Here is a 22,564-nt window from a genome sequence, read left to right on the forward strand (position 1 = left end):
TGTATCACTACGGCATCACCCTGAAGACTGCATAGACAAGAGAATTAAGTCGTGGGAGAAATTCCTCATTGCGGTGGTCAAGCCCTCGGTCTATTAGTATCAGTCGGCTGCATGCATTACTGCACTTCCACCACTGACCTATCAACCCATGTTCTGTGGGTGACCTTACTGAATTGACTTCATGAGAGTACTCATCTGGAGGTGGGCTTCCCACTTAGATGCTTTCAGCGGTTATCCGCTCCGAACTTGGCTACCCAGCGTTTACCGTTGGCACGATAACTGGTACACCAGCGGTTCGTCCTTCCCGGTCCTCTCGTACTAAGGAAGGCTCCTCGCAATACTCTAACGCCTGCACCGGATATGGACCGAACTGTCTCACGACGTTCTGAACCCAGCTCACGTACCGCTTTAATGGGCGAACAGCCCAACCCTTGGGACGTACTTCCGCCCCAGGTTGCGATGAGCCGACATCGAGGTGCCAAACCTCCCCGTCGATGTGGACTCTTGGGGGAGATCAGCCTGTTATCCCTAGAGTAACTTTTATCCGTTGAGCGACGGCGCTTCCACTCACTACCGTCGGATCACTAAGGCCGTGTTTCCACCCTGCGCGAGTTGTCACTCTTGCAGTCAAGCTCCCTTTTGCCTTTACACTCTGCGGCTGATTTCCAACCAGCCTGAGGGAACCTTTGCGCGCCTCCGTTACACTTTAGGAGGCGACCGCCCCAGTCAAACTGCCCACCTGAAACTGTTCCCCGACCGGAGTTACGGTCGTGGGTTAGAATTCTAGCCTCGCCAGAGTGGTATCTCACATTGCGGCTCCTTACTCCCCACAAGGAGTAATTCCACGCCTCCCACCTATTCTGCGCAAGCAAAGCCCGAACACCATTCCAGGCTACAGTAAAGCTTCATAGGGTCTTTCTGTCCAGGTGCAGGTAGTCCGTATCTTCACAGACATTCCTATTTCGCCGAGTCTCTCTCTGAGACACCATCCAGATCGTTACGCCTTTCGTGCGGGTCGGAACTTACCCGACAAGGAATTTCGCTACCTTAGGACCGTTATAGTTACGGCCGCCGTTCACCGGGGCTTCGGTCGCCAGCTTTAGGAACGAGTCCCTGACCGACTTCCTTAACCTTCCGGCACTGGGCAGGCGTCAGCCCCCATACTTCGTCTATTGACTTTGCGGAGACCTGTGTTTTTGGTAAACAGTCGCCTGGATCTCTTCACTGCGACCCAATTTCTTGGGCACCCCTTCTTCCGAAGTTACGGGGCCATGTTGCCGAGTTCCTTAGAGAGAGTTATCTCGCGCCCCTTAGTATTCTCTACCTCCCTACCTGTGTCGGTTTTGGGTACAGGTGTCGATTAGTTAACGTGTTTAGAGCTTTTCTTGGAAGCTTGACCGCTACCACTTCGGGTCCGTAGACCCTCGGTCTCTTAACCCCAGCTCGAAGCGTTTTCGCCGCTTCTCATCGCCTCGGTTAATTGCGCCGATAACCAACATTCGGCTGGTGCGTGCCTTCTCCGTCCCTCTGCACAACTAATCTTCAGTACGGGATTGTTCGCCCGTTGTCCATCGACTACGCCGTTCGGCCTCGCCTTAGGTCCTGACTAACCCTCCACGGACGAGCCTTGTGGAGGAACCCTTAGGGTTTCGGGGTATTGGATTCTCACCAATATTTGCGCTACTCAAGCCGACATTCTCACTTCTGCTTCGTCCACACCTGCTTGCCGCTAGTGCTTCACCCTATCGCAGAACGCTCCCCTACCACTTGTATCGCTACAAGTCCGCAGCTTCGGTACAAAGTTTAGTCCCGTTCATTTTCGGCGCAGGAGCGCTTGACCAGTGAGCTATTACGCACTCTTTCAAGGATGGCTGCTTCTAGGCAAACCTCCTGGTTGTCTGTGCACTCCCACCTCCTTTGCCACTTAACTTTGATTTGGGGACCTTAGCTGGCGGTCTGGGCTGTTTCCCTCTTGACGATGAAGCTTATCCCCCACCGTCTCACTAGTAAGATTGTTGCTGGTATTCTGAGTTTGTCTCGATTTGGTACAGCTTGAGGCCGCCCGCACCGAAACAGTGCTTTACCCCCAGCAATTATTACTTACCGCTGCGCCTCAACACATTTCGGGGAGAACCAGCTAGCTCTGGGTTCGATTGGCATTTCACCCCTAACCACAGCTCATCCGCCGATTTTTCAACATCGGTCGGTGCGGACCTCCACTTGGTGTTACCCAAGCTTCATCCTGGCCATGGTTAGATCACCCAGGTTCGGGTCTATATACACTGATAAATTCGCCCACTTCAGACTCGCTTTCGCTGTGGCTATCAGCCATACCAGTGACTATAACTCGCCGGCTCATTCTTCAACAGGCACGCAGTCGGACGTTGAATCATCCTTCCACTGCTTGTCAACTGACGGTTTCATGTTCTATTTCACTCCCCTTATCGGGGTTCTTTTCACCTTTCCCTCGCGGTACTGTTGCTCTATCGCTCACGCAGTAGTATTTAGCCTTACCGAGTGGTCTCGGCTGATTCACTAGGGATTTCCCGTGTCCCTAGCTACTCGGGATTCAGCTAGTATCACTTCAACTTTCGACTACGGGACTATCACCCTCTTTGGTGCGATTTGTCAATCGCTTCGTCTAGCCTCGTGCTTCCATGTCGCTGTCCCACTACCCCAGAATACCAAGTACTCTGGTTTAGGCTCTTCTCCTTTCGCTCACCACTACTGGGAGAATCTCGTTTGATTTCTTTTCCTCCAGCTACTAAGATGTTTCAGTTGGCTGGGTTGGCTCATACCTGTCTATGGATTCAACAGGCTGTACATTGGGGTTGCCCCATTCGGATATCTTCGGCTCATTGCTTGCTGCCAGCTCCCCGAAGCTTTTCGTCGGTCGCCACGTCCTTCTTCGCCTCTGCGTGTCTAGGTATCCACCGTCAGCTGTGTTTCGCTTGACCAGTAATTTCGCAAATACTTGGTTTTCTACCTGACTTTATCTCTTGTCTCTATGCAGTTTTCAAGGTGCTCGCTGGAATCTACCCAGCAGTTGTCCGCCCAGCAGACAGTGCTGAATTTTGCCCAACTTGACTAGTCTATCATCTTCCGTTCATCTTGCCACAAGTTGTCTGTGCTACTTTCGACTTGTGCACTCTCAATTCTGAGTTCTGTTGAGGTGGGCCATCCTGGACTCGAACCAGGGACCTCACCCTTATCAGGGGTGCGCTCTAACCACCTGAGCTAATAGCCCCTACTGGTGGTAACACTCTTACCGAACCAGTTCTAGTTTGAAAGCGTTGCTTCACTCGAGCTGTTTTGTCGGTGTCGTCCGACCTCGGGATATCCTCAGTTTCCAGCTCTTGTCCGGCAGTACCGTGACGCATCTTACTGGTCGCTGGTCGCTGGTTACTGGTTACTGAAGTTGGTCTCCCTGTAAAGGAGGTGATCCAGCCACACCTTCCGGTACGGCTACCTTGTTACGACTTCACCCCAGTCATCAGCCCTGCCTTCGGCATCCTCCTCCACAAGTGGTTAGAGTAATGACTTCGGGCGTGGCCAACTTCCATGGTGTGACGGGCGGTGTGTACAAGGCCCGGGAACGTATTCACCGCCGTATGGCTGACCGGCGATTACTAGCGATTCCGCCTTCACGCAGGCGAGTTGCAGCCTGCGATCTGAACTGAGCTACGGTTTGCTGGGCTTTGCTCCCCATCGCTGGTTGGCTTCCCGTTGTCCGTAGCATTGTAGTACGTGTGTCGCCCAGGACGTAAGGGGCATGCTGACTTGACGTCATCCCCACCTTCCTCCGGTTTGTCACCGGCAGTCTGTCTAGAGTGCCCAACTGAATGATGGCAACTAAACACGAGGGTTGCGCTCGTTGCGGGACTTAACCCAACATCTCACGACACGAGCTGACGACAGCCATGCACCACCTGTGTTCTGGCTCCTTTCGGCACCCATGAGTTTCCCCACGGTTCCAGACATGTCAAGCCCTGGTAAGGTTCTTCGCGTTGCATCGAATTAAACCACATACTCCACCGCTTGTGCGGGCCCCCGTCAATTCCTTTGAGTTTCACACTTGCGTGCGTACTCCCCAGGCGGGATACTTAACGCGTTGGCTCCGGCACTCCTCGGGTCGATACGAGAAACGCCTAGTATCCATCGTTTACGGCTAGGACTACTGGGGTATCTAATCCCATTCGCTCCCCTAGCTTTCGTCCCTCAGTGTCAGTTGCAACCTAGTAGAGCGCTTTCGCCACTGGTGTTCTTCCCGATCTCTACGCATTTCACCGCTACACCGGGAATTCCCTCTACCCCTATTGCTCTCTAGCTCACCAGTTTCCACCGCCTCTTCCCAGTTAAGCTGGGGGCTTTGACAGCAGACTTGATGTGCCACCTGCGGACGCTTTACGCCCAATCATTCCGGATAACGCTTGCATCCTCCGTATTACCGCGGCTGCTGGCACGGAGTTAGCCGATGCTGATTCCTCAGGTACCGTCATTGATTCTTCCCTGAGAAAAGAGGTTTACGACCCAAGAGCCTTCCTCCCTCACGCGGTATTGCTCCGTCAGGCTTTCGCCCATTGCGGAAAATTCCCCACTGCTGCCTCCCGTAGGAGTCTGGGCCGTGTCTCAGTCCCAGTGTGGCCGGTCGTCCTCTCAAACCGGCTACCGATCGCAGCCTTGGTAGGCTCTTACCCCACCAACTAGCTAATCGGTCGCGAGCTCCTCTTTTGGCTATACAATATTTCACCTTGCGGCACATCCGGTCTTAGCTGCCGTTTCCAGCAGTTGTCCCCGTCCAAAAGGCAGATTCTCACGCGTTACTCACCCGTCCGCCACTAGAAGTCCGAAAACTTCCCGTTCGACTTGCATGTGTTAAGCATACCGCCAGCGTTCATCCTGAGCCAGGATCAAACTCTCCGTTTTTTTCCTTAACTCAACATATGTTTCTTCTAATTCGACACCAACTCTCTTGTGCTATTGGCGCTTTCAAACTATACTCTTTTCTAGGTTCGGTCGCCCTCACAAGTGCTCGCCTCTCGGCTTGCCTCTCTTGTGGCGCTTTACTAATCTAGCAACCTCTCCCTTTTCTTGTCAACTAGTTGGCAGAAAAAACTTTTCGCCTTCTCTCCCTCCCCCCTCCACACACGGGTTTGAAGAATTATTGAACATTACTGCTTGACTCCCTGAGTAGTCCCTGCCCAACCGTGGGAGATGTGCGGTCGCGCTACAGTGTTAGGAAACATGGACTGGAAAGCAGAATCGCGATCGCCCAAACTTTCGTAGAAGAAGAAAGATACTCCCGCAAATCCTCGATTACGGACTGCTTGAACCTGCTGTTCAATCCGCTTCATAGGAGTAGGACGCTTTTTCAAGCCTGCCAATATACCGATACTGACAGGAATACGGCTACTGACTGCTTTGATTTCTGGGTGCTCTATTTCTTTAACGAAAGTTTTCAAATCGTCTCGATAGACTTGTAAGACAACTTCCTCTACCAAACCCTTTTTTTCCCAAGTACGCCAATCTTGTAAAGACGTGTTGTAAGCGTATTCGTGAGCATTTGGCGCTAAAGTCACGAGGCAATCAGGTCTGCGAGTTTTGACCGCTTGATAAATTTGGGTCATTAACTGCGTAATTTTATTAGCACGCCAGCGCATCCACTGCGGATGACGAGGATTGGCAGGCGGCTTCTTACCGCCATTTTCCCGCTGGTAGAGTCGGGTAGTAAAAGTGTCATAGCCTAAGTCAATAGGCAAACTGAAGTGATCGTCGATTTGGATACCGTCTATGTCGTACTTTAAGACAATCTCGGCAACTAAGTTGACGATAAATCGTTGCACCATTGGATGAAAGGGATTAAGCCAAACTTGGTTATATTTATTTCCTTTAGAAATTCGGCGGGAGTTGCGGCGATAGGTAATCCAGTCTGGATGACGGCGGATGAGATCGGAATTGGCGGGTGCTTTTAACCCAAATTCAAACCAGGGAATAACGCTCAGTCCTTGCTGGTGACTCTGTTGGACAATTTCGGCTAAAACATCCCTTCCTTTCAGCTTCGGATTGGGATCGAGCAATCTCCCAATTGTACGTTCTGCTACAGAGCTGGGATAGAGAGTATAGCCACGATTCCAAACGGTAGGATAAACCGTGTTGAAGTTTAATTTTGCCAATCGTTGTAAAGCTTTGCTCAAGCGATCGCGGGAAAATAAAACATCGCTGTCAACATTGGTCAACCACACTCCCCGCACTTCAGTTTCTACAGGGTGAGGCTGAGATGCTACTTGTAGCGGTAGGTGTAGTAGCAAGACGATCGCCATACATAGACTGAATAAAGCCATAAACCAAGCTCGACGCTTACCCTTCACCAGTAATCCGTCCTTTTGAGAATTTGTTGGCAGTGGATTCGATCGTCGCACATCTCATTTGTCAGCGGCAGATTGTCAAATTTCATATAGACTCGCAACCGATTGTAAAGAGTTAAGTTAACGAGTTTGTCATAAGGGTCCACAGCCGTGCGCCTCTACCACTCTTTCTAGCTATGTGTCATAATCCAGCCTGAATGATATGTCTGAGGAAGTAGCTGATGGCATACGAATTAGAAAAACAGGTGGCGATCGCATCTGTAATCCGAGCAATCAAACTCTGCACGCAAATTCAAAACGATTGTCTTGTTGCTGCAATAGAAAAGCCAGATTTTAGCCCAGTAACAATTGCAGATTTAGGCGCTCAGGCAATTATCTGTCAAGCGATCGCGGCAGCTTTTCCTCAAGATGCAGTTGTAGGGGAAGAAGATGCAAAGTTGCTGCGCCAACCGCATATGTCTGAGCAACTAGAACAGATCGCATCTTACGTGCGGGTACATATTCCAGAAACATCTGCTGAGACTATCTTGGAGTGGATCGATCGCGGTAACGGTCAAGTAGGCGAGCGCTTTTGGACTCTAGATCCGATTGACGGGACAAAAGGGTTTTTACGCGGCGATCAATATGCGATCGCTCTCGCTTTGATTGAGGATGGAGAAGTCAAGCTAGGGGTGATGGGTTGTCCGGCATTACCACTAGACTTGAATCAGCCACAAAGCGAACGGGGAGTTTTATTTGTAGCTGTTAGGGGACGGGGAACAACTCAAATCGCTTTAAATAGTGGGGTTTCTCAGCCAATTTTAGGGGCGAGAACCGCAAACAAAAGCCATTTCCGTTCGACCGAGAGTGTAGAGTCAAGACATGGTAATTTGCCTTTACAACGAGCGATCGCGCAAGCAGTTGGCATGACTCTCAAGCCACTCTCGATCGATAGCATGGCAAAATATGCTGTAGTTGCTAGGGGTGAAGCTGCTCTTTATTTACGACTACCTTGGGCAGAATATCCCGATTACCGAGAAAATATTTGGGATCACGCAGCGGGAGCAATCGTTTTAGAAGAGGCTGGTGGTCGTGTTTCAGATATGTATGGTAAGCCTTTAGAGTTTGCTGCTAATGCTAAGATGCTCAATAATCGGGGCATTATTGCTAGTAGTAGCGATATATATGATGCCGTGTTGGATGCACTGCAAGAGAAAGTCTAAGTCAATTTAAGGCTCGTGAGTATTAGGTTAACGGTCGAACATTTGCGGCTGATTTGTAGCCATGCAGAAAGTACTTATCCACATGAGTGCTGTGGTTTATTGCTGGGTCAGTTGAGTCAGAATGACAGAATTTTAGTCGAGGCGATCGCCACGGAAAATGTTTGGAATCCAACAGCCGCCGCAGATTTTCAAGCGATCGAGCCAAATCTGAATTTAGGCACGGAGAAGAATACTTACTATACGATCGCCCCAGAAGTGATGTTGAAAGTGCAAAAAAAGGCACGCGATCGCCAACTTGATATTATTGGAGTTTATCATTCCCATCCCAACCATCCCGCAATCCCGTCAGAATTCGATCGCCTCTGTGCGTGGCAGACCTATTCGTATATCATTGTTTCAGTTCTCCAAGGCAAGGCTGGAGACGTATTGAGTTGGAGCCTTGACGATAACCATCAGTTCCAACCAGAAGAGATTGTCGTAGAAAAATTAATTTAGCGATCGCAAATTTAAGCACCAAAATTTAAGAATTGTATCGCGATCGTATTGAGTGTTTTTCCATTTAAGATACGATGTAGGGTCTGTCTGTATTCAAGATAGATTCCATCTCCCCATCACCCCCTCATGATGGTAATCAACCGGAGACGATGTTAATCCGCTCCTTTCCATCAAACTGTTATGCTCAATCCCAATTTGGATGAAATCCAACTCTCACAAGAAGAATACGAACGTTTTTCCCGCCACTTGATTTTGCCGGAAGTCGGTCTAGAAGGACAAAAGCGTTTGAAAGCCGCCAGCGTACTGTGTATCGGTACGGGAGGCTTAGGCGCACCTCTGTTGCTGTACTTGGCAGCAGCAGGGATCGGACGTATCGGTATTGTCGATTTTGATATCGTCGATCGCTCTAATTTACAACGTCAGGTGATTCACGGCACATCTTGGGTTGGTAAACCGAAGATTGAATCTGCCAAAGAGCGAATTCTAGAGATCAACCCTCATTGTCAGGTTGACCTTTATGAAACGCGCTTGAGTTCGGAAAATGCGCTGGAAATCCTCAAACCATACGATATCGTCACTGATGGAACTGACAATTTTCCTACACGGTATTTGGTAAATGATGCTTGCGTGTTGTTAGATAAGCCCAACGTTTACGGTTCCATTTTCCGATTTGAAGGACAAGCGACTGTATTTAACTATAAAGGAGGTCCCAACTACCGCGATTTATATCCCGAACCCCCACCCCCAGGGATGGTTCCTTCCTGCGCTGAAGGTGGGGTACTGGGAGTGCTGTGTGGCATCATTGGCACAATTCAGGCAACGGAAACTGTCAAAATCATTTTGGGTAAAGGAACGAGTTTGAGCGGGCGTTTGTTACTATACAATGCCCTCGATATGAAGTTCCGCGAGTTGAAGTTGCGTCCCAATCCCGTGCGTCCGGTAATTGAAAAGTTAGTAGATTACGAACAATTCTGTGGGATTCCCCAAGCGAAAGCAGAGGAGGCAAAACAGCAGATGGATATTCAAGAAATGACGGTACAGGAATTGAAGCAGTTACTCGATAGTGGTGCTGATGATTTCGTGCTGCTAGATGTGCGTAACCCGCACGAGTATGAAATTGCGAAGATTCCCGGTTCGGTATTAGTGCCTTTGCCAGATATTGAGAATGGTGAAGGTGTGGAGAAGGTAAAAGAAATACTCAACGGTCATCGGCTAATTGCTCATTGTAAAGCAGGAATGCGATCGGCTAAGGCTTTGGGTATTTTGAAGCAAGCTGGGATTGAAGGGACGAATGTAAAGGGTGGAATTACTGCCTGGAGTCAGGAAATCGATCCTTCTGTGCCTCAATATTAGATCTCCCTAACCCCCTTAGAAAGGGGGAAATAATGCAATATCCCCAGGTAGGAGCGCACAGCTGTGCGCTCCTACTGATATGTGTAGGTACAAAAAAAGTAGAGACATTGATTTAATGTCTCTACTTGAAGAACTACCTATGTTTGGTTAAACTGTCGCTGAAACAGGTTGATTTAGTGCTTGCTTTAAGATGTCTGCCTTGTCGGTTTTTTCCCAAGGTAAGTCTAAGTCGTTTCGTCCCAAATGGCCGTAGGCAGCAACATCTTGATAGAAGCGACCACCTCTTTCAGCTGGTAGGTTACGCAAGTTGAAGGCGTGGATAATCCCAGCTGGACGGAGTTCAAAATTCTGTTGGACTAACTCCAGCAAACGGTCTTCGTCAATTTTGCCAGTGCCGAATGTTTCTACTAAAATGCTAACGGGTCGCGCTACACCGATCGCATAACTTAGTTGTACTTCGCACTTGTCAGCTAGACCAGCAGCAACAATATTTTTTGCCACGTAGCGGCAAGCATAAGCCGCACTGCGGTCTACTTTAGTGGGGTCTTTACCGGAAAAAGCACCGCCACCATGCCGTGAGTATCCACCGTAGGTATCGACAATAATTTTACGTCCAGTTAAGCCGGAATCGCCTTGGGGACCGCCAATGACAAACTTGCCTGTGGGGTTGACTAAAAAGCGAGTTTGTGCATCTGGTTTGACCTCAATATCGGCAAAGACTGGCTCTACAACCGCTGACCAGAGGTCTTCTCTAATCTTGGCTTGCACTGCTTTCTCGTCGGTGATGTCGCCAATCGTCGGTGCGTGCTGAGTCGAGATTAAAATCGTATCAATTCCTATAGGTCGTCCGTCTTCATAGGCAATTGTAACTTGAGTTTTGCCATCAGGACGCAAGTACGCCAGCTGACCAGTTTTCCGTACTGCGGCTAGACGGCGAGAAATGCGGTGGGCAAGGCTGATAGGCAAAGGCATTAATTCGGGGGTTTCGTTACAAGCGAAACCAAACATGATCCCCTGGTCGCCCGCACCCGTAGAATCAAATATTTCTTCACTAGATTTTTCGCGAGTTTCGTGCGCTGCATCAACGCCTTGAGCAATATCAGCCGATTGTTCGTCTAGGGCAACTAGTACGGAACAGCTATTGGAACAAAAGCCATTGACAGCATCGGTGTAGCCAATTTCAGCAATTTTTTGTCTAGCTAAATTGACATAATTAACTTGAGCTTTGCTAGTAATTTCACCAGTAATTAAGACTAATCCAGTGTTAACGACTACCTCGGCTGCGACTCGGCTGGTGGGGTCTTGCGCCAATAATGCATCTAAGATAGTGTCAGAAATTTGATCGCAGATTTTATCAGGATGACCTTCGGTAACTGATTCTGAGGAAAATAGGTAGCGACGAGACAAAGGCAGTTCCTCCTTGGAGTTGCTGATATTGAGTAAGTTTGCTTTGAGTGTAGCTATGTCAATCGGCGATCGCCGCCGTTTTACCACTATTTACAATTAATTATTGTGTGGACGCTATCCCCTCAGCGATTAGAAGCTAGATAGACGGTGTGTATTTTAGCCTATCTTAAACAAGTCGGTTTGTAAAAATTCTAGTCGGAAATTTGCCATCTTAACGGAACAGGTGTATTAAGTCTGTGTAAAGTTCGATCGTTTCACAGCTAACCTAAAATGCGCTTAAGTAAGGGTAATTTTCCGCGATAGGGAGGATAGCGTAAATTAATCTCGATCGCCAGAGAACGGTAGAGTATGCTCTTGTAGTGCGAAAATGTGTCAAAACTAGCTTTGCCGTGATATTTTCCCATGCCACTACTACCCACTCCACCAAAGGGTAATGAGGGAACGACAAACTGCAATACGGTATCGTTGATGCAGGCGCTACCAGAGGAAGTTTCTGCTATAACGCGCTTTTGCATGCTTCTGTCACGGGAAAAGAGGTATAAAGCCAACGGTTTCGATCCTTGATTAACGATCGCGATCGCCTCAGATATATCTTGGTAAGTCACGACTGGTAAAATGGGACCAAAAATTTCTGAGTGCATTGCTGGTACGTCTAGGGAGGCTAACTCAATGACAGTGGGTGCAATGTAGCGTGACTCGGCATCTGTTTCTCCCCCACAAACTATCTTGCCATCCGCTAGCAAGGCAACTAAGCGATCGAATTGTTTGCGATCGATGATTCTGCCATAATCGGGACTATTTGCGGGTTGCGCGCCGTAAAATTCAGCGATGCATTTTTGAATTTTCTCGATAAATTGTTGTTTAATTGCTTCCGGGACTAAAAGATAGTCGGGGGCAATACAACTTTGTCCAGCATTGATAAATTTTCCCCAAGTAATTCGCTTGGCAGCATACTCAAGATTAATATCGGCATCGACAATACAAGGACTTTTCCCACCCAGTTCTAAAGTCACTGGAGTTAAGTACTTTGCTGCTGCTTCCATCACAATTCTACCTACGTTTGTACCACCAGTAAAAAATATATGGTCAAATTTTTCTATTAATAGTTTTTGACTAGTTTCGACTCCGCCTTCCACCACTAAAATATATCTGGAATCGAAATGTTTTTGTAACATTTTAGCTAAGACCTCAGCGGCGTGAGTCGCGATTTCTGATGGTTTAACAATCGCACAGTTACCCGCTGCGATCGCCCCTACAAGTGGAGTAATAGCTAACTGCAATGGATAATTCCACGGACTAATAATTAAAACAATTCCTAGCGGTTCTGGATAGATTTTGCCAGCGCCAGGTAGTTGTTCAAGAGGAACGGCAGCTTTATGGGGTTTTATCCAATTTTTTAGATGTTTGATGGCGTAGTCGATCTCTTTCTTGACTACGGTAATTTCTGTTAAGTATATTTCAACAACTGGTTTATGGAGATCCGCTTGTAATGCCTCGTTAATAGCGATTTCGTACTCAACTATTGCCTGTTTGAGGGTTTTGAGCTGGGCAAGCCGAAAGTCTGTCGATCTCGTTTTGCCAGTTTGAAAAAATTCTCTTTGTTGGCGTAGCAGCTCGGAGTAATTCATAGTTTTTAATTATTTCACTACACTTTGATAGTGAAGTGCTTGCAATAGCTTCTACGATCTTGATACAATTTATTTCATAATGGAAATATTATAGTTTTTCCAAATTTAAATTATATTCTCATTATTAAACAAAAATAGTCTACTACAAGTAGCTTTTTAGAGCAAGCCGCAACAGCGATCGCTTCTGATAAAATCAATTGCAGAAAAGTCTAGCTCAGTGCGAGCGATCGCCCTTGCAAATGACGAATGACAAATGATAAACAACAAGCGAATCTACTTCATCACGGGTAAGCTAACCCTAAAAGTACTACCTTTTCCAAGTTCGGAATCAACTTGTAGCGTACCTTGATGGGCTTCGACAATGCGGCGTGATAAATACAGTCCTAAACCGCTGCCGGAACGCCTGTGGCTTCCTTGGCGAAATCGTTGAAACAAAGTTTCTCTATCTTCCAAGGAAATACCAGAACCCGTATCAATGACATCTACTTGTAAATAAGAGTCAGGATTGGTAGACACGCAAACGGTAACGGAACCTTTATCGGTAAATTTGAGTGCGTTGCCCACCAGATTAGTGAAGAGACGATGCAATTCCAAGCGATCGCCAGAAACTTTCACAGATGCAATGGGTTGCTGTTGTTGTAACTGGAGCGATACGCCCTTATCTTGAGCTAGAGGAGATAGTTCTTTTACGATATCTTCTAGCAAATTTTGCAAGTCTACTGGCAAGAATGCCAAAGTCTTGCGCCCAGCCTCAAAGCGATAAACTTCTAGTAGCGTGTTGACCATTTGCAACAAATTTTGATTGCTGCGAATCATCGTCGCGATCGCCTCATGGATTGGCGGAGGCAACTCTCCCAATGCCCCTTGCGCGAGAAGTACGAGCATTCGGTCGGCAGCAACAAGGGGAGTGCGAAGGTCGTGCGTTAAACGAGAGACAAAATCTTCTCTTTGACGGGCAATTTCATCTCGTTCGTCTACGCTGTGCTTCAACCGCAATAGCGATCGCACTCTTGCCAAAAGTTCTTCGACTTCGACAGGCTTGCGAATGAAATCGTCTGCACCTGTATCCAAACCTTTAGCAACACTAGGTTGGTCGTAAGCAGTAATCAGTAAAATTGGAATGAAAGGTAGTTTGGCATTTTGCCGGAGGCGCTGAGTCACCTCAAACCCATCCATTCCTGGCATCATAACATCAAGTAGAACGAGATGAGGTGGTGATTTTTCAACTTCTGCTAGTGCAGTGGGACCATCTTCTGCCGTAGTAATGGTGTATCCTTCTTCCTCCAAGATCGTTTGAATTAGGAACACATTATCGGGAGAGTCGTCAACCACGAGGATTCGATCGGCTTTGGAGGATGGGATAGTCATGAAATCCGCACGCTGCTCAATAAATTAAGATGTTAATATTTTCTAAATATCTATTCGTTGGTATCATTCTTCCTTGTCGTTACAAAATTAACCTCTTACCCAAGAGAGAATGTTTCTCCAACTACAGATCGTTACATTTTTCGGCAATGTTCGATCGCGGCAGCAAATTCACCTGCCGATCGAGCAATTGATGCAAAAAGTTTGCTTCGGCAGATAGATAACAATCTGAAATAGTTAGCATCAGCGATCGTTATGAAAGAAATCAGAAGTCGTAGGAGTGGGTTTTGACCAAAAATTATGAGCTTTGGCTCATCTATTTGCGCGCACCCGCCCAGACTTCAAGCCAACAAAGTTTCACGCACTACACACCAATATACTGCCAACAACCTTCACGCAGTATAATACCAGCGTCTATAACCACCAGCTAACAACCATTTAAAACAAAAAATATCTTTGTGCCATTGGTAAGATTGTAGCTGGTTCGCAAGTGAGAAGCTCTCCATCTGCCCTAACTTCGTAGGTTTCAGGATCGACTTCGATGCGAGGTAGAGCATCGTTTAATTTTAAATCCTGCTTACCGATTTGACGGGTTTGTGAGACAGCAACAGCAGGTTTTTGTAAACCTAACCGAGAAGGAATTTCTTGTTCTAGGGCAATTTGAGAAATAAAAGTCAAGGATGTTGCCGCGATCGCACCACCGTAACTCGCAAACATGGGACGCATGTGAACTGGTTGGGGAGTGGGAATACTAGCGTTAGCATCACCCATTTGCGACCAAGCAATTAATCCGCCTTTCAGCACAATTTCCGGCTTCACGCCAAAAAATGCCGGTCGCCAGAGACACAAATCGGCAAGTTTCCCCACTTCCACAGAACCGACATAATTAGCAATACCGTGGGTTATGGCAGGGTTGATCGTGTACTTGGCAACGTACCTTTTAGCGCGGAAATTGTCATTTTCTATAGATCCCCCATCGGGAGAAGATAAATGCCCCCTTTGCACTTTCATTTTATGTGCCGTCTGCCAAGTACGGATAATCACTTCCCCTACTCTTCCCATCGCTTGAGAGTCGGAGGAAATCATGCTGAACGCCCCTAAGTCGTGCAAAATATCTTCCGCGGCGATCGTTTCGCGACGAATGCGCGACTCGGCAAAGGCGACATCTTCGGCAATACTTGGATCGAGGTGATGGCACACCATCAACATGTCTAAGTGTTCGTCCAGGGTGTTGAGCGTATAAGGGCGCGTAGGATTGGTAGAAGAGGGTAAAACGTTGGCTTCACCGCAGACTTTAATAATATCTGGGGCGTGACCGCCGCCAGCCCCTTCTGTGTGGTATGTATGAATCGCCCGTCCTTTAAAAGCACCGATGGTAGTTTCAACAAACCCAGCTTCGTTAAGGGTATCGGTGTGAATCGCGACTTGGACATCATGTCGATCGGCGACATCCAAACAAGTATTGATCGCGGCGGGAGTCGTTCCCCAATCTTCGTGCAACTTCAAACCCATTGCCCCAGATGCAATCTGTTCGACTAAGCCTTGGGGTTGACTGCTGTTACCCTTACCGAGAAATCCTAAGTTGACGGGAAAAGCATCGGCAGCTTGCAACATCCGGTAAATGTTCCAGGGTCCAGGGGTACAAGTTGTGGCATTCGTACCTGTAGCGGGTCCCGTACCCCCGCCAATCATTGTCGTTACACCAGAGGCGATCGCCGTTTCAATTTGCTGAGGACAGATAAAGTGAATGTGACTGTCGATCCCCCCAGCCGTGACGATTGCGCCTTCTCCCGCTAAGACTTCCGTACCAGGACCAATGATAATATCTACGTTGTCTTGAATGTAAGGATTGCCAGCTTTGCCAATTTTGTAAATCTTGCCGTCTTTAATTCCGATATCGGCTTTGACAATACCCCACCAATCGAGGATTAAAGCGTTGGTAATGACTAAATCGACAGCACCATCAGCATTAGCAATGGGAGATTGTCCCATCCCATCGCGGATGACTTTACCACCGCCAAACTTGACTTCATCGCCGTAGGTGGTAAAGTCTCGTTCGACTTCGATAAATAATTCTGTATCGGCGAGACGGATGCGATCGCCTGTTGTGGGACCGAAGGTTTCGGCGTAGGCGCGGCGATCCATGCGATAGCTCATAGATATTCCTTGTCAGAGTCTATAGGAGATTGAACCATACAGATACAGAAAATATCGAGAAAAAATTTATATAGGTTTCGCAAACTCTACGCAAACTATCCCTCCAGCGCCCCATTGACGCTACCGTTGAAGCCATAGACTTGTCTGGTTCCAGCTAAGGGGATAATGGTAACGTCCCGTTCGTCTCCTGGTTCAAACCGGACAGCCGTACCTGCGGGGATATCTAAACGCATCCCTTTTGCCCGTTCTCGATCGAATTCTAAGGCAGGATTGACTTCAAAAAAATGATAATGAGAACCAACTTGGATCGGGCGATCGCCTGTATTTGCTACTCGTAAAATAGTCGTGGGACGACCTGCATTTAATTCGATTTCCCCTGGCTGGACGAGCGTTTCACCTGGAATCATTGGCTATTCCTTCTCTTACTATTTACTGATGAAATAAAGATATTGTAGCGATCGCTGACATCGAGCGCATTCGCACGCCAAACTATAATCTGTTTAGTGTCAACTATTACTAGCCGCCAAATTTTATTCACAAAATGTTAATTAGTGCAAACTTGTTTGAAGTTAATTATGAACTTACTCCAAAAAATTGCCTACAGCAATTTTTTTGCGTGTTATTTAAAATACACTTTTTTAAGCAAAAGCGAGTATGATCGCTATTTCTGGCTATGAAATTATTAACAAAATTTACGAAAGCGATCGGTCGGTGGTTTACCGAGCGTGGCGAATCCGCGATCGTCAACCAATTATTCTGAAAATTTTAAAAGCAGAGCAACCTAGCTTAGAAGAACTGATTCGGTACAAGCAAGAATATGAGATTACCCATTCTTTAAATTTATCTGGAGTCGTAAAAGCTTACAGTTTAGAAAATTTTCACAACACTGTATTCATTACTTTAGAAGATTTTGGCGGTGAGTCTTTAGAAATTCTCAGTAAAGCTAAAAAAATTAGTCTCAAAGATTTTCTCGAAATTGCTATTCTCATAGTAGAAAAGTTAGGCGGAATTCATGCAGCAAATGTAGTTCATAAGGATATTAGTCCAGCTAATATAGTTTTTAATTCTGCCACCAAGCAACTCAAAATCATTGACTTTGGAGTTGCTACTGTTTTATCTAAAGAAACTCCTAATTTTGGTCATCCTAGTATTTTAGAAGGAAACCTGAGTTACATATCTCCAGAACAAACTGGCAGAATGAACCGCAATGTTGATTATCGAACAGATTTTTATTCTTTAGGAGCAACTTTCTATCAATTACTCACCCACCAACTACCATTTGATACTAACGATCCTTTAGAACTCATTCATTGTCACCTTGCTAAGCAGCCAATTCCGCCCCACCAAATCGATCCTAGTATCCCTCTAGCTCTTTCACAAATTGTTATAAAACTATTGGCAAAAACCGCTGAAGCACGTTATCAAAGTGCCTGGGGAATCAGGGCAGACTTAAAAAATTGTTGGCAGCAATTAGAGAATAATCATACTATTACAGAATTTGAATTAGGCAAAGAAGACGTTTCCGACAAACTACAAATCCCCCAAAAGCTTTACGGTAGAGAACGAGAGATCGAGATTTTGCTTGATGCTTTCGAGCGGGGAGTCGGAGAGAAGAAAGCTGGGGAAGCTAAGGGAGAGAGTGCTTCTCACCAATTACCAATTACCGATTACCAATTCAAACCCGAATTAGTCTTAGTCCGTGGATATGCTGGAATTGGCAAATCATCTCTCGTCCAGGAAACTTTTAAATTAGTTACTCAAAAGAAAGGATATTTTGTTCAAGGAAAATACGAGCAATATCAACGACACATTCCTTATTTTGGCTTAATTAAAGCACTGCAAGAATTAGTTCGTCAACTCTTATTAGAAGACTCAGATCGATTAGCAAAGTGGCGAGATTGCATTCTCACTGCTTGCGGAGAGAATATCGGAGTTCTGATCGATGTTGTTCCCGATTTATCATTGCTTTTAGGTCAACACTCAGCGATCGCAACTTTAAACCCAACAGCAGCAGAGCATCGGTTTAAATTAGTATTTCAAAAGTTGATTCAAGTATTTGCCCAGGCAGAACATCCACTCATAATTTTTTTAGACGATCTTCAGTGGGTAGATAGAGCTACTTTACAATTAATTCAGATTTTAGTCACAGAAGGAAAGCAATATTTATTTTTGGTTGGGGCATATCGAGACAATGAAGTTAATGTTTTTCATCCTCTCAGCTTGAGTTTAGAAGAGTTAACCAAATTGGGAGTCACAATTCATTATATCTCTTTAACACCTCTGAAGACCTCTCACGTCAATCAGTTAATTTTTGAAACTCTTAAGTGCGATCGAGAGGTGACAGAACCTTTAGCAAAACTGATTTTAGAGACAACTCACGGTAATCCATTTTTTATTAATGAGTTTATGGCTTATTTAGAAGCAGAAAACTTATTAAAATTTGAACGAGCGAGACAAATTTGGTACTGGGATTTAACAGAAATTCAACTAGCTCAAGCAACTCATAATAATCTTACCGAGCTTCTCGTTAAGAAAATTCAAAAGCTCGATGATAATACACAACAAATTTTAAAACTAGCAGCATGTATTGGTAGTTCGTTTGAGTTGTCTACTTTAGTTGGCTGTATGACAAAACCTGGTGAAGTCATAGTGGCACTTCTACAACCAGCGATCGCTGCTAGTTTAATTATCCTTATTGGCAGCGATCGCACGGCAATTGAGTTAGGTATTTCTCTAACACAAATATTAACAGTGAGATATAAATTCGCTCACGATCGCATTCAACAAGCCGCCTACTCGTCGATCCCAGAAGGTACAAAACAAACTTTACATCAAATAGTTGGTCGAACCCTACTACAAAATACTCCAGCAGACAAGCAAGAAGAAAAAATTTTCGATATTGTCAATCATCTGAATTTTAGTATCTCTTTGTTACAGAACCAAACTGAAAAAGATGAATTAGCAGCACTAAACTTAACTGCTGCCAAGAAAGCTAAAGAATCTATTGCCTATGAGTCAGCATTGAGTTATGCAAGTTTGGGTATCAAACTTATTGAGGAAAAAAGCTGGCAACGACAATACGAGCTTTCACTTGCTTTATTTTTAGAAGCAGCGGAAGCAGCCTATTTGTGTGGCAAATTTATCTCAACCGAGAATTATACAGATATCGTACTACAACAAGCAAAAAACTTATTAGATAAAGTTAAAGTCTATGAAATTAAAATTCTCGCTCATGTTGCTCAAGGAAAACCACTTGCAGCTGTCAACATAGCAATATACGCCTTGCGGCTTTTAGGAGTTAATCTACCTCATAGAGCGAGTAAATTTAAGATTTTACTAGCGGCGATCGCCACCAAATTTATCTTATGTCATAAACACATTGAGGCACTAATTAATTTGCCGCCTATGAGCAATCCCCACACATTAGCAGCTATGAAAATCATGGGAATAGCCGGTTCGCCTACCTATAATGCTGCACCGCAATTCGCTCCCTTATTGGCATTTGCTGGAGTCAATCTATCGCTAAAGTATGGCAATACAGCAATGTCTGCTTATGGTTATGCCAGTTATGGAGTGATGTTATGTGGTGTATTGGAAAATATTGATGCTGGCTATCAATTTGGTAAACTTGCTTTAGAGCTATTAGAAAAGTTTCAGGCAAAGGAATTAAAAGCTAGAACCTTCATGGTGTTTAATAATTTTATTCGACACTGGAAGGAACATGTTAGAGAAGGCTTACCATCCCTCATAGAAGCTTATCGAAGTGGACTAGATACTGGCGACATTGAATTTGCTGCCTATTGCGGGTTTATTTACTGCTACCATTCCTATTTTGTCGGCAAGGAATTGACAGCACTCGCACAAGAAATGGAAACGTATTTGCAAGCAAGCGATCGCCTCAAACAAGAGACAGCTTTGCATTTACTGCAACTCTATAGACAATCTGTCGCAAACTTGTTAGGGACAACAGAAAATCCGTGTTTTTTTAGTGGCGAGTACTATGACGAAAAAAAGATGTTGTCATTACTATTAGCAGTGAATCATAAAACTGCTTTATTTCACTTATATTGTCAGAAACTTATACTCAATTATCTATTCGAAGCATACGATCGTGCTACTAAGAATGCATTGCAAGCAAAAAAATATATTGATGGTGTCATTGCTTCTCTATCTTTACCTGTCTTTAATTTTTATGATTCTTTAACTTTAATATCCACATATAAATCTACTTCGATTTGGCAAAAAAAGCGCATTTTAAAACTTGTCAAGATGAATCAAAGCCAAATGCAAAAATGGGCGGATTCTGCACCCATGAATTATTTACATAAGTATTATTTAGTTGAAGCCGAGATTCATCGAGTTCTTGGCGATTTTGTGCGAGCAATAGATGACTACGATCGCGCCATTAGTTTAGCTCAAAAACAGGCATATTTGCAAGAAGAAGCATTAGCAAACGAACTAGCAGCCAAATTTTATTTAGAATTAGGTAAAGACGCGATTGCTCGCATTCATCTTTTAAATGCTAAATCGTGTTATTTAGTCTGGGGTGCGACAGCTAAAGTAAAGGCTTTAGATACCAAATATGCTCAATTACTGTTTACTTTAACAAATCAGTCTTATAAATTAACTGCGAGCCATAACATTAACATTCATACATCCGATCGCTTACTTGATTTAAATACATTCATTAAAGCCGCGCAAATCATTTCTGGCGAAATTGTTTTTCAGGATTTAATTCATAAGATAATGCAAACTGCAATCGAGAATGCAGGCGCGGAGTTAGGTTTTTTATTATTAGTTAGAGATCGAAAGCTAGTTATAGAAGCAGCTATATCTGTCGCGTCAGCCGAGCAGACGATCTCGTTTCCCATACCAATAACAAGCGATCTACTACCAATTTCTTTAATTAACTATGTAGCCGAGCATAAACTTGATGTCATTCTGCAAAACACTATTGATAGTTACAATTTTGCCTGCGATCCTTACGTTCAATTACATAAACCTAAATCGGTATTGTGCGCGCCTATTCTGAATCAAAATCAACTCGTAGGCATTTTCTATTTAGAAAATAATCTCATTACAGGTGCATTTACGAGCGATCGCCTAGAAACTTTACGTTTGCTATGTTCTCAAGCTGCAATTTCCTTAAAAAATGCCCAACTCTATCAAGACTTAAAGCAATCGGAAATTAAAGAGCGAGAAAAAGCCAGTCAATTAGAAAAATCGTTACAAGAACTGCAAATCGCTCAAAATCATCTCGTACAAGTACAAGAACAACTGCTGCATGATGCCTTTCACGATCCCCTCACCGATTTACCCAATCGTGCTTGGTTGATCGAGCGTTTAGAACAAGCAATCAAAATGCACAAACGCTATCCAGATTATCTTTATGCTTTACTATTTATCGACCTAGACCGTTTTAAAGTTGTGAATGATAGTTTAGGGCATTTGGTAGGAGATGAGTTAATTAAAAGTGTTGCTAGCAGATTAAAACTTACTTTACGTGCCTCAGATACAGTAGCGCGATTCGGAGGCGATGAATTTGTAATTCTACTAGAAAACATTCGCGATCTTGAAGAAGCGACTGTGGTAGCAGACAGAATTCAAGCACGCTTAAAACAACCGTATCGACTGCTGGAATATGAAGTTTTTACCAGTGCGAGTATTGGCATCACGTTCAGCACGATGAATTACGAACGAGCAAGCGATGTTCTCAGAGATGCGGATGCAGCCATGTATCATGCTAAAGAGCAACATAAAGGACAATATCAAATCTTTGCCCCCGCAATGCAAGCCCGCGCGATCGCCCGTTTGCAATTGGAAAGCGATTTACGACGGGCGATCGCCCAACAAGAACTATCTCTGCATTATCAACCGATCGTCCAACTTTCTAGCGGCTGTCTGACTGGATTTGAAGCTTTGATCCGCTGGTATCATCCCCAGCAAGGTTGGATCGCACCAACAGAATTCATTCCAGTTGCAGAAGAAACTGGATTAATCGATTCTTTGGGTTGGTGGGTATTGCATCAATCTTGTCTGCAATTACAAACTTGGCGCGAACGATTTCATAAATATCATAGCCTTGCAGTCAACGTCAATTTGTCAGTGCAACAACTCAAGCAAGCAGATGCAGCCGAACGGATCGAGCAAATTTTACAGACAACTCAACTGCCAGGAGAATGTTTGAAACTCGAAATTACCGAAAGCTGCTTGTTAGAAACAGCAGACTTAGCCCCACAGTTGCTAGAACGTCTCCAAGCTTTAGGAGTTAAACTGTGTATCGATGATTTCGGTACGGGTTATTCTTCTCTAAGTCGCCTGCACGATCTACCCATCGATACGCTGAAAATCGATCGCTCTTTTGTCAACCATCTCGAATCTAGTCGTCACAGCGAAATCGTTCAGACAATCGTTACACTAGCACGCAGTTTGAGCATAGATGCAGTAGCAGAAGGCATAGAAACCCAATTGCAGTTAGAAAAACTACAACAGCTTGGCTGCGATTTAGGGCAAGGATATTTATTTTCTCAACCTGTAGACAGCCAGAAGGCGGAAGAATGGTTAATGGCTAATAGTTAATGGTTAATTGCTG

The 22,564-nt window shown here is 45.2% G+C and carries 11 protein-coding genes, 1 tRNA gene and 2 rRNA genes; 4 read left to right on the forward strand and 10 right to left on the reverse strand.

Features of this window, described 5'->3' with window-relative positions; genetic code table 11:
• Nucleotides 1–73: 73 nt before the first annotated feature.
• From N4J56_RS13845 to N4J56_RS13865, 5 genes are all read right to left on the reverse strand, one after another.
• Nucleotides 74–2,957, reverse strand: a 23S ribosomal RNA gene (locus tag N4J56_RS13845).
• A 216-nt stretch (nucleotides 2,958–3,173) separates the two neighbouring features.
• Nucleotides 3,174–3,247 (reverse strand) — tRNA-Ile (locus N4J56_RS13850).
• Nucleotides 3,225–3,380: a hypothetical protein gene (locus N4J56_RS13855; protein WP_317106981.1), complete on the reverse strand. Its 156-nt coding sequence runs from the start codon at nucleotides 3,378–3,380 to the stop codon at nucleotides 3,225–3,227. Before N4J56_RS13855 ends, N4J56_RS13850 begins: the two co-directional genes overlap by 23 nt.
• A 51-nt stretch (nucleotides 3,381–3,431) precedes the next feature.
• A 16S ribosomal RNA gene (locus tag N4J56_RS13860) occupies nucleotides 3,432–4,926 on the reverse strand.
• Together the 16S and 23S rRNA genes with 1 tRNA gene alongside form the textbook arrangement of a ribosomal RNA operon.
• Before the next feature lie 245 nt (nucleotides 4,927–5,171).
• Entirely contained in the window at nucleotides 5,172–6,419 is a 1,248-nt protein-coding gene (locus N4J56_RS13865) for a glycoside hydrolase family 10 protein (RefSeq protein WP_317106982.1), read from the reverse strand.
• Between the two features lie 167 nt (nucleotides 6,420–6,586).
• Here N4J56_RS13865 and N4J56_RS13870 point away from each other — a divergent pair, with 167 nt between their 5' ends.
• The 3 genes from N4J56_RS13870 (at nucleotide 6,587) to moeB (ending at nucleotide 9,415) form a co-directional block, all read left to right on the forward strand.
• Nucleotides 6,587–7,567 (forward strand): 3'(2'),5'-bisphosphate nucleotidase, encoded by a 981-nt coding sequence (locus N4J56_RS13870; protein WP_317106983.1) that lies wholly within the window; start codon nucleotides 6,587–6,589, stop codon nucleotides 7,565–7,567.
• A 15-nt stretch (nucleotides 7,568–7,582) separates the two neighbouring features.
• Nucleotides 7,583–8,062 (forward strand): M67 family metallopeptidase, encoded by a 480-nt coding sequence (locus N4J56_RS13875; protein WP_317106984.1) that lies wholly within the window; start codon nucleotides 7,583–7,585, stop codon nucleotides 8,060–8,062.
• Nucleotides 8,063–8,242: 180 nt separating this feature from the next.
• Nucleotides 8,243–9,415: a molybdopterin-synthase adenylyltransferase MoeB gene (gene moeB, locus N4J56_RS13880; RefSeq protein WP_317106985.1), complete on the forward strand. Its 1,173-nt coding sequence runs from the start codon at nucleotides 8,243–8,245 to the stop codon at nucleotides 9,413–9,415.
• A 147-nt stretch (nucleotides 9,416–9,562) separates the two neighbouring features.
• Here moeB and metK read toward each other — a convergent pair whose 3' ends face one another.
• The 5 genes from metK to N4J56_RS13905 form a co-directional block, all read right to left on the reverse strand.
• On the reverse strand, nucleotides 9,563–10,822 hold the full coding sequence (gene metK, locus N4J56_RS13885) for a methionine adenosyltransferase (protein ID WP_317110633.1): 1,260 nt from the start codon (nucleotides 10,820–10,822) through the stop codon (nucleotides 9,563–9,565).
• Nucleotides 10,823–11,082: 260 nt separating this feature from the next.
• Complete coding sequence (locus N4J56_RS13890; protein ID WP_317106986.1) at nucleotides 11,083–12,450, reverse strand: aldehyde dehydrogenase; 1,368 nt, start codon at nucleotides 12,448–12,450, stop codon at nucleotides 11,083–11,085.
• A 273-nt stretch (nucleotides 12,451–12,723) separates the two neighbouring features.
• Nucleotides 12,724–13,818, reverse strand: a complete 1,095-nt coding sequence (locus tag N4J56_RS13895) for a hybrid sensor histidine kinase/response regulator (protein WP_317106987.1) — start codon at nucleotides 13,816–13,818, stop codon at nucleotides 12,724–12,726.
• Between the two features lie 435 nt (nucleotides 13,819–14,253).
• Nucleotides 14,254–15,972: an urease subunit alpha gene (gene ureC, locus N4J56_RS13900; protein WP_317106988.1), complete on the reverse strand. Its 1,719-nt coding sequence runs from the start codon at nucleotides 15,970–15,972 to the stop codon at nucleotides 14,254–14,256.
• Between the two features lie 95 nt (nucleotides 15,973–16,067).
• Complete coding sequence (locus tag N4J56_RS13905; RefSeq protein WP_317106989.1) at nucleotides 16,068–16,379, reverse strand: urease subunit beta; 312 nt, start codon at nucleotides 16,377–16,379, stop codon at nucleotides 16,068–16,070.
• Between the two features lie 247 nt (nucleotides 16,380–16,626).
• Between N4J56_RS13905 and N4J56_RS13910 the strand changes: the two genes are divergently transcribed.
• Nucleotides 16,627–22,551, forward strand: a complete 5,925-nt coding sequence (locus N4J56_RS13910; protein ID WP_317106990.1) for an EAL domain-containing protein — start codon at nucleotides 16,627–16,629, stop codon at nucleotides 22,549–22,551.
• Nucleotides 22,552–22,564 lie beyond the last annotated feature (13 nt).

Source organism: Chroococcidiopsis sp. SAG 2025, assembly GCF_032860985.1.
In the GTDB taxonomy this organism is placed as follows: Bacteria; Cyanobacteriota; Cyanobacteriia; order Cyanobacteriales; family Chroococcidiopsidaceae; genus Chroococcidiopsis.

What these genes read in the sequence shown, in the direction of transcription:
- N4J56_RS13895 (WP_317106987.1), bottom strand. Translation starts at nt 13,818, where the DNA reads ATGACTATCCCATCCTCCAAAGCCGATCGAATCCTCGTGGTTGACGAC.
- ureC (WP_317106988.1), bottom strand. Translation starts at nt 15,972, where the DNA reads ATGAGCTATCGCATGGATCGCCGCGCCTACGCCGAAACCTTCGGTCCC.
- moeB (WP_317106985.1), top strand. Translation starts at nt 8,243, where the DNA reads ATGCTCAATCCCAATTTGGATGAAATCCAACTCTCACAAGAAGAATAC.
- N4J56_RS13905 (WP_317106989.1), bottom strand. Translation starts at nt 16,379, where the DNA reads ATGATTCCAGGTGAAACGCTCGTCCAGCCAGGGGAAATCGAATTAAAT.
- N4J56_RS13910 (WP_317106990.1), top strand. Translation starts at nt 16,627, where the DNA reads ATGATCGCTATTTCTGGCTATGAAATTATTAACAAAATTTACGAAAGC.
- N4J56_RS13855 (WP_317106981.1), bottom strand. Translation starts at nt 3,380, where the DNA reads ATGCGTCACGGTACTGCCGGACAAGAGCTGGAAACTGAGGATATCCCG.
- N4J56_RS13870 (WP_317106983.1), top strand. Translation starts at nt 6,587, where the DNA reads ATGGCATACGAATTAGAAAAACAGGTGGCGATCGCATCTGTAATCCGA.
- N4J56_RS13890 (WP_317106986.1), bottom strand. Translation starts at nt 12,450, where the DNA reads ATGAATTACTCCGAGCTGCTACGCCAACAAAGAGAATTTTTTCAAACT.